Here is a 12608-nt window from a genome sequence, read left to right on the forward strand (position 1 = left end):
AGGTGAACGGAGACTTCTCGATGAGGGACCGGACGGACTCAGCCCCCGCCGCCCCGGCCGCCCCCGCCGCGGAGGCCGTCCGCCCGGCCGTCACCCGGGCGGCGCCGCACCCGTCCGCCCTGCGGCCGCTCGGCGCGCACCGCCGCTGGCCCCGCTCGTTCGCCGACCGGCTGACCACCCCACTCCCCGGCGTCCGGGCCTTCGCCCGGCTCGCCCGCGAGGGCGCCTTCCGGCCCGGACCCGAAGGGCTGCGGGGCATCCCCGACCTGCCGTACGCGCCGGGGCCGCTGCCCGTGACCGCTGCCGGCGAGGTGTCCGTCACCTGGGCCGGGCATGCCAGCTGGGTCCTGCGGACCGGCGGGCTGACCGTGCTCACCGACCCGGTCTGGTCCCGCCGGATCCTCGGCACCCCGGCCCGGATGACGCCTGTGGGGGTGCGCTGGGAGGACCTGCCGCCGGTGGACGCGGTCGTGATCAGCCACAACCACTACGACCACCTCGACGCCCCCACCCTCAGGCGGCTGCCCCGGGACACCGCTCTCTTCGTCCCGGCGGGCCTCGCGGGCTGGTTCCGCCGCCGCGGCTTCACCACGGTCACCGACCTCGACTGGTGGGAGGCGGCCGAACTGGGCGGCGTACGCTTCGAGTTCGTCCCCGCCCACCACTGGTCGAAGCGGTCCCTGACCGACACCTGCCGGTCCCTGTGGGGCGGCTGGATCCTCACCGACACCCTGAGCCCGGTCCCGAGGAAGGTGTACTTCGCGGGGGACACGGGCTACGGCCGGTGGTTCCGTGAGATCGGCCGCCGCCACCCCGGGATCGACCTCGCGCTCCTGCCCGTCGGCGCCTACGCCCCGCGCTGGTGGCTGGGCGACGTCCACGCCGACCCGGAGGAAGCCGTCCAGGCCTGCCTCGACCTCGGAGCCCGGCGGATGGCCCCCATGCACTGGGCCGCCTTCGTGCTCTCCGCCGAACCGGTCATGGAGCCCCTGCACCGCACCCTGGCCGCCTGGTCGCGGGCGGCGCTGCCCCGCGAAGACCTCTGGGACCTCCCGGTCGGAGCCTCGCGCACCCTGCCCGCGCCCGCCCCGGCCCCGGGCCCGGCCCCGGACCCTGCCGGGGCGCTCACCCCGGACGAGCGGGGAACGGTCTAGGTACGCCGCAGGCGGCGCCAGATCGCCGGGGCCGCGCTGATCAGCAGGGTCAGGGCGACCGCCACGGCCACGCCCTTCCACGGCTCCGAGAAGAGCGAGCCGCCCAGGATGCCGATCAGCCCGTACGTGGCCGCCCAGGCCAGGCACGCGGGACCGTCGCCGCGGGCGAACCGGCGCAGCGGCAGCTCCGCCAGCAGGCAGGCCAGCATCACCGGGATCCGGCCCGCCGGGACCAGCCGGGAGAGCACCAGCACCATGACCCCGTGTTCGTCCAGCTTGGTCTGCGCCTGCTCCAGCCGCTCGGGCGTGGCCCGGGCGCGCAGCCCCTCCAGCCGGCGCGAGCCGTTGCGCGACCGCACCCCGCGCTGACCGAGCCAGTACAGCGCCAGGTCCCCGGTGAAGGCCGCCAGCGCCGACACGGCGACCACGAGCGACACCCCGTACGGCGGCGACTGGTGATGGAAGGCCACCACCGCCGCCGAACTCACCAGCGCCCCCGTGGGAATCACCGGGACCAGCGCACCCACGGCCACCAGCACGAACAACGCCGGGTAGCCCACCGCCCGCTGGGTGGTCTCCGGCGGCACCTGACCGGCCCCCGCCGCTGCCGCCGCCACGGCCACCGCGGTGAGGTCGCGCAGCGTCACGGCAGCCGCACCCGCTCACCGTGCCCCGGTACCCGCACGGTCACCTTCGGCGCCTGCTGCCGCGCATGGCGCTCGAACTCCTCGCCCGGCGCGTGGAACTCGTGCGGCCGCACCGCGTCCAGTCCCACCGGCCAGTACGTCCCGTAGTGGACCGGCACCGCAGCCGCCGGCGCCAGCCGCGCCACCGCCCGCGCCGCCCGCGCGGCGTCCAGGTGCCCGGGCCCCAGGTACGGACCCCAGCCGCCCACCGGCAGCAGCGCCACGTCCACCGGCCCCACCTCCTCGGCCATCGTGTCGAACAGCCCGGTGTCCCCCGCGAAGTACGTCCGCGCGGCGCCCAGGACCACATAGCCGAGCGCCGGCGCCAGGTGCGGTCCGAACGGCAGCCGCCGCCCGTCGTGCCGGGCGCTGACCGCCCGGACCCGTACCCCGTCCGCCACGCGGACCTCCTCGCCCAGCGCGGTCTCCGTCACCACCAGCCCGCGCAGCCCGGCCAGCCGGGCCAGACCCGGCACCGCCCGCCGCGCCCCGCGCGGCACCACGAGCCGGGTCCCGGGCGCGAGCCGCCCCAGCGACGGCAGGTGCAGATGGTCCGCGTGCAGGTGGGACACCAGCACCACGTCGGCCACCGCCGCCTCGGGCGGTGGGAGCGCCCCGCGGCGCCGCCGCAGGTGCGCGAGCCGCCGCGCGAACAACGGGTCCGTCAGCAGCCGCACCCCGGAATCCTCGACGGTGCACGTCGCATGGCCCCACCAGGTGATGTCCACCGGCACCAGGCACTCCCTCCCTCGCCGTACCGCCAGCCTCGGGGTGTCCTACCCATCATGCCGGGCCGACGGCTTCCGCCACCGCGCGGGAACCAGAACCGGGCAGCCCCTCCTCTCGGGCGGCGGATCGGAGTAGGGTCCGGCGGCATGGAAGAGTTGCGCGTGGCCGCGATCGCCAGCCTGGCCCCGCTCGAAGACCTGGACGCCGACCCCTTCGCCGTGGACACCCGCGGCCAGCAGGCCGTGTGCGCGCGCTGGGCCGCCGACCGCGGCTTTGTCGTGACCAAGCAGCTGCTGGTCTACGGGATGCGCGCGGACCATTGCGGGTTCTGGTCCGAGATATCCACCGGGCGGGTCGACCTGTTCGTCGCCGCCAACCACCGGGTGCTGGCCCGGGCGCTGCACTGCGTCGAGGAGTTCACCGCCGAGTGCGAGCGGCGCGGTGTACGCCTGGAGACCGCCGGGGGTGAAGAGCCCCGGTACACCTCCGCGATGAAGGCCGAGGTCCACCGGCGGCTGTCCATGCCGACCGCCGGCTACGACGGCACCTGACGGCGGGCCGCCACGCCCCCGGCGCGCCCCCGGCCCCGCCCCGCACCCCTCGGCCCCACTCCTGCCCGCCCCGTAGGCCGTCGCCCGGCCGGGCCGCCCGTGCTGTGCGAGCCTGGAGGCGGGAGACGACCCAGGGGGTGGCACGGTGCGGCGACGACGGTGGCGGAGCACGGGTAACACCCTGGTGCGGGTGGTCCTCGTCTGGGCGGTGTCCACCCTCACGATGCTCGCCCTGGCCGGGATCCTCCCGGACTTCCGGCTGCAGTCCGACGACGGCGACAGCATCACCCGGATCGGCCTGACGGCGGCCTGGGGTGCCGGAGCCTTCGCCGTGCTGAGCGCCGTGGTCTGGCCGGTGCTCGTACGGGCCTTGCTGCTCGTGCCCGCCCTCGTGCTCGGGCTGCTCGTCTTCTTCCTGAACGGCTCGCTCCTGCTGCTCGCGCTCCGGCTGATCCCCGACGGGCGGGGCGAGGCCGCCCCCGAGACCGCGGTCGTGGTGGCCGCCGTGATGTCCGCGGTGGCCTCCGCGACCTCCACCGCCCTCGCGGTGCGCGACGACGAGGCCTACCGGCGCAGGCTCTACCGGCTGGCCGACCGCCGCCGACGGCGACGGCAGGGCCGCGGGGCGGCGGACCGGACCGGGGCGGCCGCGCCCGGGCTGGTGGTCATCCAGCTCGACGGGGTCGGCTACGAGGTGCTGCGCGATGCCTGCGACAGCGCGCTGATGCCCACCGTCGCCGGCTGGCTGGAGGGCGGCCACCGCGTCACCTCCTGGCGTACGGACTGGTCGAGCCAGACCGGCGCCAGCCAGCTCGGCATCCTGCACGGCTCCGCCTTCGACGTGCCCGCCTTCCGCTGGTACGAGAAGGACACCGGCGAGGTGATGGTCTGCAACCGGCCGACCAGCGCCGCGGAACTCCAGCGGCGGGCCGTCGCGCGCACCGGTGACGGCGGGCTGCTCACGCTCGACGGCGCCAGCCGGGGCAACCTCTTCAGCGGCGGCGCGGACCAGCTGGCGCTCGTGCTGTCGGTCTCGGCGCGGCGCGGCCGGGCCAATCGGTCCCGCGCCGGCTACTTCGCCTACTTCTCCGACCCGGCCAACGCCGTCCGCACGGCCCTGTCCTTCGTCGCCGACACGGTCCGCGAGATCGTCCAGTCGCTGCGGGCGCGGATCCGCGGGGACCGGCCCCGGGTCTCGCGCGGCGGGCTGTATCCGCTGATCCGGGCCTTCGCGACCGTCGTCGAACGGGACGTGGTCGTGGCGGCCGTGATCGGCGACATGCTCGCGGGACGCACCGTCGTCTATGCCGACCTCGTCGCCTACGACGAGGTCGCGCACCACTCGGGGCCGCGCGGCCGGGACACCGACCAGGTGCTGGAACGCCTCGACCGCAGCCTCGCGCTGATCGCCCGGGTCGCCGAGCACGCACCCCGCCCGTACCGGATCGTGCTGCTCTCCGACCACGGGCAGAGCCCGGGGGAGACCTTCCTGGCCCGGTACGGGCTGACCCTCAAGGACCTGGTGCGGGCGGGCTGCGGACTGCCCGTGTCCCGCAGGGCGGGTGGTACCCGCAGCGGGGCCGAGGCCCGCGCGGCGGTGCTCGCGGCCCTGCACCGGCCGGTGGAGGAGGACGAGGAGGCGCTGCCGGGGCCGGGTTCCGACCCGGTGGTGCTGGCCTCCGGCAACCTCGCGCTGATCTCCTTCCCGGACATGCCCGGCCGGGCCTCCCGGGCCCGCATCGAGCGTGCGCACCCCGCGCTGCTGGCGACCCTGGCGAACCATCCGGGTGTGGGCTTCCTGCTGGTGGACGGGGTGGTGCTGGGCCCGGGCGGCGCCGAGGCCCGGCTGGACGTGCCGGGTGAGGCGGAGGAACTGCTCGCGGCCTTCGGCCCGGGCGCGGCCGCGGCCGTCCGCCGGACCGACTCCTTCCCGCACGTGGCCGACATCATGGTCAACTCGGCGTACGACCCGGACACGGGCGCGGTGCACGCCTTCGAGGAGCAGATCGGCTCGCACGGCGGCCTGGGCGGAGAGCAGTCCCGCCCCTTCCTGCTCTGGCCCACGGACCTGTCGGACCCGGGCGAGGACCTGACCGGGGCGGAGGCGGTGCACGGCGTCCTACGACGCTGGCTGGCCGAAACGGACGGCCCCCAGATCCCGCTGCCCGAGCCCGCGGACCGGCCTGTGCCGGAGTCCGGGCCCGAGCCTGCGGACCGGCCCGTGCCGGAGCCCGTGGCCGGGCCCGCGCCCGAGCCCGCGGCGCCGGTCGCGGCGATCGGCGAGGCCCCGGACCGGCCGCGTACCGGGCCCGCCCGGGGGCCCGGGCCCGGGGCCGGTGTCGGGGGTCCGGGAGAACGGCCTGCGGCCGGGCCCGGGCCCGGGGCCGGGCTGATGGACGCGCCCGGTGGCGGGCCTGCCCGGGAGCCCGCGGCCGGACGCAGGTGCCTCGGCCCGGAGCCCGGCGGCTGCGGCGCCGGAGCCGGGGCCCGAGGGGCGGGCCCGCCCGGGGACGGCTTGGCGGCTCCGGGCGGGTGGCCGCCCGCGGGCCCCGCCGGNCGGGCCCGCCCGGGGACGGCTTGGCGGCTCCGGGCGGGTGGCCGCCCGCGGGCCCCGCCGGTGGGCCGGGGGCGCAGGTCCCGCGTGGGGCGCCGGAGGATTCATCGCCGGAAGGCCCCATCGGCGGAATCCTTCCTTCCGATGGCCTGCCCGCGCGGGACGAAACCCACTGATTTGGTGCGTCCCGCACAGTGGCCGACCATGTGTCGACCCGCCCACCATGTGAGACGACCCGAGGCGCACCACCGATGACCAGCACCGCAGCCCTGCCCGCAGAGACCACCGCACCCCCCGAGCAGGGCCGCGACCCCCATGCCCGACGCTTCGGCCTGCCCATCGCGACCTGTCTGGTCATGGGCAACATCATCGGCGGCGGAATCTTCCTCCTCCCCGCCTCCGTCGCCCCTTTCGGCACCATCAGCCTCGTCGCCTTCGCGGTCCTCACCCTCGGAGCCATCGCCCTCGCGCTCGTCTTCGGCCGCCTCGCCCACCGGCACCCGCAGACCGGCGGTCCGTACGTCTACGCCCGAGCCGCCTTCGGCGACTTCGCCGGCTTCCTCGCCGCCTGGAGCTACTGGATAACCTCCTGGGTGTCGAACGCGGCCCTGGCCGTCGCGTCGGTCGGCTACCTCTCCGTCCTCTTCCCCGCCATCGGTGAGCACAAGTGGTCCATGTGCCTGGCGGCCCTGGCCATGCAGTGGCTCCCGGCGCTCGCCAACCTGGCCGGCACCCGCTACGTCGGCGCCGTCCAACTCGTCGCCACCGTGCTGAAGTTCGCCCCGCTGCTGCTGGTCGCCGTGGGCGGCCTGTTCTTCTTCGACCCGGCCAACCTCGGCCCGTTCCAGGCCACCGGCCAGAGCCCCGCCGGCGCGCTCTCCGCCTCCGCGGCCATCCTCCTCTTCAGCTACCTCGGCGTGGAATCGGCCGCCGTCAGCGCCGGGGAGGTCCGCGACCCCGCCCGCAACGTCGGCCGCGCCACGATCCTCGGCACCGCCGGTGCTGCCGTCGTCTACCTGCTCGGCACCCTCTCCGTCTTCGGTCTCGTCGCCCACGAGAAGCTCGTCACCTCCGAAGCCCCCTTCACCGACGCCGTCAACGCCATGTTCGGCGGCACCTGGGGCGGCACGCTCGTCGCCTGCGCCGCCGTGATCTCGATGGCCGGCGCCCTCAACGGCTGGACCCTGCTCAGCGCCCAGACCCCGTACGCCGCCGCCAAGGACGGGCTCTTCCCGCGGGCCTTCGAGAAGAAGCAGCGCGGTGTCCCGGTGGTCGGCGTCGTCGTCACGACCTCCCTGGCCTCCGCCCTGACCGTCTACAACTACACGGCCGGCTCCGAGGGCGTCTTCGAGATCCTGGTCCTCGTCACCACCTTCACCGCGACCGTCCCCTACCTGCTCTCCACCGCCGCGCAGATCTACTTCCTGCTCTCCGGCCAGGGCGAGCGCGTCCGGCGGGGACGCCTGGTCCGCGACGGCGCCCTCGCCGTCCTGGCCTTCGGCTTCTCCATGTGGCTGGTGGCCGGCTCCGGATACGCCGCCGTCTACCAGGGCGTGCTCTTCCTCTTCGCGGGCGTCGCCGTCTACGCCGTCATGGCGGCCCGCAGGCAGCGCTCGGCCGGCTGACCCGCGGGGCGGTACGGCAGGACGGGTGGGACGGGCGCCGGGCCCGGCCCGGCGGGAAAACCGGATGCCGGGCGGTGTGTGGTGCGGCCACACTGGCCGCACCACACACCGCACCGCCTTAAGGACGTTCCCGCCCGTGCAGGCTGCCGTAACCGTCACCCCCGCCCAGATCCCCGAACTGCTGCTCGGCCTCGCCACCGTGCGGCCCGTTTTCCTGTGGGGGGCGCCCGGTATCGGGAAGTCCTCGCTCGTAAGGAAGTTCGCCGACTCCCTGGGCCTGGAGTGCGTCAGCCTTCTCGGCACCCAGCTCGCCCCCGAGGACCTGATCGGCGTACCGCAGATCCGTGACGGCCGCTCCGTCTTCTGCCCGCCCGAGGCCATCGCCCGCGACGAGCCGTACTGCCTCTTCCTCGACGAGCTCAACGCGGCGAGCCCGGACGTGCAGAAGGCCTTCTACTCGCTGATCCTCGACCGCCGGATCGGCTCCTACGAGCTGCCCGCCGGGTCCATCGTCATCGGCGCCGGCAACCGCGCCACGGACAACGCGCTGGCCCGGCCCATCGCCTCCGCCCTGGTCAACCGCCTCACCCACGTCCACCTCCAGGCGTCCGCGCAGGACTGGCTGGTGTGGGCCGGCGAGCACGGCATCCACCCGTGGGTCACCGACTACCTCACCGACCGCCCCGACCACCTCTGGTCGCAGCCGCCGAAGACCGAGGAGCCCTTCTCCACCCCGCGCTCCTGGCACATGCTCTCCGACGCCCTGCACTCCTTCGGCGCGGAACTGGACGAGCAGACCCTCAAGGTCGTCGCGCACGGCACGCTCACCCCCGCGCACGCCGTCTCCTTCTGCGGCTACGCCAAGATCGTCCGCCACACCTTCGGTATCGAGGCCATCCTGAAGGGCGACGCCTCCTGGCCCGCCCGGCTCCAGGACCGCGACCTGCTCTACTACCTCGCGGAGGCGTTCCGGGGCCGCCTGCTCAAGGAACTCCCGGCGCAGAAGGAACACGTCTCGCCCGCCCTGCGCCAGCACACCCACCGCTTCAAGTCGCTCCTGGTCCAGCTCGCCGAGATCTCCGTCGAGGTCGCCCAGACCGTCATCGCCGACGACGCCGACGGCCTGCCCGTGCTGCCCGGCTGGTTCCTGATCGAGGCCGCCCGCGACATGCCCCGGCTGGTCGAGGCCCGCCGGTGAGCCGGAGCGGAAAGGCCCGGGCGAAGGCCCCCGCCAAGCCCGACCCGGCCACCCAGGCCTTCGCCGAAGGCCTCGCCCTGGTCAAGCAGAACCCGGCCCTCAGCGCCCTCGACGCCACGATCTGCCGCGAGGCCGGCTGCCCGCAGTCCCCGGCCCAGGGCCTGGCCACCGTCACCTCCAACGGCGTCGTACACGCCCACCCCACCCGACGGGCCGAGCCCCGCGCATGGGCGTGGACGATCGCCCACGCCCTCCTCCACCTCGGCTTCGGCCACGTCCCCGCCGCCCAGGACGAGAACCGCACCCAGCCGGATCCCTACGACCTCGCCGCCCGCTGCGCGGTCGTCAACCGCTTCCTGCTGACCTTCCCGGTCGGCCGCGCCCCCGACCATCTGCCGGCCGCCTACCCCGGCGGCGACGAGGACGAACTCGCCGCCCGCTGGCGCCGCGACGGCATCCCCGCCGCGTACGAGCACTGCGGCACCGCCGGACGCGGCCCCGACCAGCTCCTGACGACGTGGCGGGCCTGGCGCGGCACCGCCGTCCCCGACTGGCAGACCTCCTTCGCCGCCGCCCTGACCCGCAGCGTCTCCGCCGCCATGGACGTGGCCGGCGGCCGCCGTGACCGGACCACCGGCGAGCGCGTGGAGCAGCGTCCCTGGGACCGGGCCCTGAACTGGTTCGTGTCCTCCTACCCGCTGCTCGGCGGGCTCGCCGCCGGCCTGACCGTGGTCGCCGACGCCGAGCTGGCCCGCGCCCAGGACATCGCCGTTGCCGCCGTCAGCGCCACCGCCGGGGAGATCTACATCAACCCGCTGCGCAGCTTCGAGGACGAGGAGTGGCGGTTCATCCTGGCCCACGAGATGCTGCACGCGGCCCTGCGCCACGGCGAGCGCCGCGGTGCCCGTGATCCGTACCTGCACAACGTCGCCGCGGACTACGTGGTCAACGACTGGCTGGTGGAGATGCGGATCGGCAGCATGCCGGAGGGGCTGCTGCACGACCCGGCGCTGCGCGGGCTCTCCGTCGAGGAGGTCTACGACCGGATCACCACCGACCTGCGCCGGATGCGACGCCTGGCCACCCTGCGCGGCAAGGGCGTCGGGGACATCCTGGGCGAGCCCCTCGCGCACGGCGCGGGGCGTCCGTACGCGGACCTCGACGACTTCTACCGGCGCGGCCTCGTCCAGGGCTTCGACCTCCACGTCCGCGGCGGGCGCGGCCTGCTGCCCGCCGGGCTCGTCCAGGAGATCCGGGCCCTCGCCCACCCGCCCGTGCCCTGGGACGCCCGGCTCGCCCGCTGGTTCGACGAGTACGTGCCGAGGCCGGAAGCCGTACGCTCCTACGCCCGCCCGGCGCGCCGCCAGGCCTCGACCCCGGACATCCCGCGCGCGGGCCGCTACTTCCCGCCCGAGGAGACCGCCCGCTGCACCTTCGGCGTGGTCCTGGACACCTCGGGGTCGATGAACCCCGCCCTGCTCGGCAAGGCGCTGGGCGCGATCGCCTCGTACGCCGAGGCCCGCGACGTGCCGGCGGCGCGTGTCGTGTTCTGCGACGCGGCGCCGTACGACGCGGGCTACGTGCCGCCGGCCGAGATCGCCGGCCGGGTCCGGGTCCGCGGGCGGGGCGGCACCGAGCTCCAGCCGGGCATCGACCTGCTCCAGCGGGCCGAGGACTTCCCGCCGACGGCGCCGCTCCTGGTGATCACCGACGGCTGGTGCGACACCCTGCGCATCCGCCGCGAACACGCCTACCTGATCCCCCAGGGCGCCTCCCTCCCCTTCACCCCGAAAGGCCCGGTCTTCCGCCTGACCTGACACCCGCCCGTCACGACCGCTGCCTCCGGCCGAGCCGGTAGATGCCGTAGGTGGTGGTGGCGAGGATGACGTCCACCGCCGCCCAGAGGGCGATCAGTAGCCCGACGCCGATCGCGGTGCCTACGTCGCCGGCATCCCGGCAGATCTGGAGCGCGTCCCCCGTCAGCTCCGCGCAGGCCTCGGGGTCCGCATCGGCGCTGCCCAGCGCCCCGATGACCCAGATCAGGAAGAACACCTGGACGGCGAGGAAGACCCAGAAGAAGACTCGGTGCGGCCGGCGGGGGCCGGTGGCAGCGGTGGGACCGGAGGCGCCCGAGGGGCCCTCGGGCCGTGGCCCCCATTGCGGGGCGGGTGGCACAGGGCGGTTGGTCATCGGCGGACCTCCTGGTCGGGAGGGGGCAGGCCGCCCCGGAGGCGGCCCGTCAGCCCATGGTCGCGCCGACGCGCCGCCCGGGCACTCCGGGACGGGAGCGCGGCCCGTCACGACGAAGCCCCCGCACCGCCGGGCGGCGGTGCGGGGGCTTCGTACGGGGGCTGGATCAGTCGAGGTAGTCGCGCAGGACCTGCGAGCGCGACGGGTGGCGGAGCTTCGACATGGTCTTCGACTCGATCTGGCGGATGCGCTCACGGGTGACCCCGTACACGCGGCCGATCTCGTCGAGGGTCTTCGGCTGGCCGTCGTTGAGGCCGTAGCGCATGGAGACCACGCCCGCCTCGCGCTCCGAGAGCGTGCCCAGGATCGACTGCAGCTGCTCCTGGAGGAAGGTGAACGAGACCGCGTCCGCCGGCACGACCGCCTCGGAGTCCTCGATGAGGTCACCGAACTCGCTGTCGCCCTCCTCACCCAGCGGGGTGTGCAGGGAGATCGGCTCGCGGCCGTACTTCTGGACCTCGATGACCTTCTCGGGGGTCATGTCGAGCTCCTTGCCCAGCTCCTCCGGAGTGGGCTCCCGGCCGAGGTCCTGGAGCATCTGGCGCTGCACGCGGGCGAGCTTGTTGATGATCTCGACCATGTGGACGGGGATGCGGATGGTGCGCGACTGGTCGGCCATGGCACGCGTGATCGCCTGCCGGATCCACCAGGTCGCATACGTGGAGAACTTGAAGCCCTTGGTGTAGTCGAACTTCTCCACGGCGCGGATCAGGCCGACGTTGCCCTCCTGGATCAGGTCCAGGAAGAGCATGCCACGGCCGGTGTAGCGCTTGGCGAGGGAGACCACGAGACGGAGGTTGGCCTCCAGCAGGTGGTTCTTCGCCCGGCGGCCGTCCTCGACGAGGATCTCCAGCTCGCGCTTGAAGGCGGGCTTGTGGTCCTCCTCCTCTTCGAGCTTGTACTCGGAGAAGAGACCGGCCTCGATGCGCTTGGCGAGCTCCACCTCCTGCTCGGCGTTGAGGAGCGGCACCTTGCCGATCAGCTTGAGGTAGTCCTTGACCGGGTCGGCGGTGGCACCGGCCACCATGACCGTCTGCGCCGGGGCGTCGTCCTCGTCCTCGTCGGACAGCACGAAGCCCTGGGCGCCGGCCTTGGGGGTCTCCTCCTCGGCCTCGTCGACGAGGTCCTCGGCGGCCCAGTCCTCGCCCTCGACGACCGGGTTCTCGCCCTCGTCGGCGTCCTTGGCGCTGGTCTTCTTGGCCGCCGCGGTCTTCTTCACGGCGGTCTTCTTGGCGGCGGTCTTCTTGACCGTGCGCTTCTTCGGCTCGGCGGCGGCCTCGGCCGGCGCCGCCGCCTCCGCAGCCGCGGCGGCCGACGGAGCGGATATCGCCGAGGCCGTGGACGTGACGGTGGTGGCCGCGGCGGTGGCCGCGGTCTTGCGCGCACCGATGGGGCGCGGCGCGGCGGCGGCCTTCTTGGCCACGGTACGGGCGGGGGCGGCGGCAGCCTTGCGGGGCTTCTTCGCGGCAGCCTTGGTGGCGGGGGCCGCGCTCACGTGAAGGGCGACACCCTCCTCGTCGAGGACCTGGTTCAGGCTGCGCAGGACCCGCTTCCACTGGTCCACCGGGATGCGGCCGGCCTCGAAGGCCTGGCGCACGTCGTCACCGTTGATGTGACCCTGCTCGCGGCCGCGCTCTACGAGCGCGACCAGGGCCTCGGATTCGGCGATCTCCGGAGGGAACGTACGGGACGGGCTGAGCGACACAAGGAGCCTCTCGTTGCGAACAGACAAAGGGGTGGGCGGGACATCATCGCGCGAACTCGGGAAACAGACCCGAGGGGGGTCTGTATTCCGGGCCGCGCGAGGACACCTGTCGGTTCATCGCATGCCCGAGTCGATTCGTTACGCGCTGAATTGAGT

At 74.5% G+C, this 12608-nt stretch carries 9 protein-coding genes and 1 pseudogene; 6 read left to right on the forward strand and 4 right to left on the reverse strand.

What is annotated here, in order from left to right; translation table 11 throughout:
- The first annotated feature begins 20 nt into the window (after positions 1 to 20).
- A complete protein-coding gene (locus AAT21_RS28960; RefSeq protein WP_079026029.1) occupies positions 21 to 1154 on the forward strand; it encodes an MBL fold metallo-hydrolase in 1134 nt (377 codons plus the stop codon).
- Here the strand turns inward: AAT21_RS28960 and AAT21_RS28965 are convergent.
- Positions 1151 to 1801 carry a DedA family protein gene (locus AAT21_RS28965; RefSeq protein WP_046779900.1) on the reverse strand — a complete coding sequence of 217 codons (651 nt, stop codon included), beginning with the start codon at positions 1799 to 1801 and terminating at the stop codon, positions 1151 to 1153. The genes AAT21_RS28960 and AAT21_RS28965 overlap by 4 nt on opposite strands.
- Positions 1798 to 2574, reverse strand: coding sequence for an MBL fold metallo-hydrolase (locus AAT21_RS28970; RefSeq protein ID WP_046779901.1), 777 nt, complete (start codon positions 2572 to 2574; stop codon positions 1798 to 1800). Before AAT21_RS28970 ends, AAT21_RS28965 begins: the two co-directional genes overlap by 4 nt.
- A 141-nt stretch (positions 2575 to 2715) precedes the next feature.
- Between AAT21_RS28970 and AAT21_RS28975 the strand changes: the two genes are divergently transcribed.
- The 5 genes and pseudogenes from AAT21_RS28975 to AAT21_RS28995 all read left to right on the forward strand — a co-directional run bounded on the left by AAT21_RS28975 (position 2716) and on the right by AAT21_RS28995 (position 10314).
- A complete protein-coding gene (locus tag AAT21_RS28975; protein WP_046779902.1) occupies positions 2716 to 3120 on the forward strand; it encodes a hypothetical protein in 405 nt (134 codons plus the stop codon).
- 190 nt (positions 3121 to 3310) lie between these two features.
- Positions 3311 to 5347, forward strand: a pseudogene (locus tag AAT21_RS28980) (phage holin family protein); the annotation flags it as partial.
- Between the two features lie 578 nt (positions 5348 to 5925).
- Positions 5926 to 7299, forward strand: a complete 1374-nt coding sequence (locus AAT21_RS28985; protein WP_046779903.1) for an amino acid permease — start codon at positions 5926 to 5928, stop codon at positions 7297 to 7299.
- A 136-nt stretch (positions 7300 to 7435) separates the two neighbouring features.
- Positions 7436 to 8497: an ATP-binding protein gene (locus AAT21_RS28990; protein ID WP_046779904.1), complete on the forward strand. Its 1062-nt coding sequence runs from the start codon at positions 7436 to 7438 to the stop codon at positions 8495 to 8497.
- Entirely contained in the window at positions 8494 to 10314 is a 1821-nt protein-coding gene (locus AAT21_RS28995; RefSeq protein WP_046779905.1) for a vWA domain-containing protein, read from the forward strand. Before AAT21_RS28990 ends, AAT21_RS28995 begins: the two co-directional genes overlap by 4 nt.
- A gap of 10 nt (positions 10315 to 10324) precedes the next feature.
- Here AAT21_RS28995 and AAT21_RS29000 read toward each other — a convergent pair whose 3' ends face one another.
- Entirely contained in the window at positions 10325 to 10687 is a 363-nt protein-coding gene (locus AAT21_RS29000; protein ID WP_046779906.1) for a hypothetical protein, read from the reverse strand.
- 166 nt (positions 10688 to 10853) lie between these two features.
- On the reverse strand, positions 10854 to 12452 hold the full coding sequence (locus AAT21_RS29005) for an RNA polymerase sigma factor (protein WP_046779907.1): 1599 nt from the start codon (positions 12450 to 12452) through the stop codon (positions 10854 to 10856).
- Positions 12453 to 12608 lie beyond the last annotated feature (156 nt).

It is taken from the genome of Streptomyces yangpuensis (assembly GCF_001005295.1).
Taxonomy (GTDB): Bacteria; Actinomycetota; Actinomycetes; order Streptomycetales; family Streptomycetaceae; genus Streptomyces; species Streptomyces yangpuensis.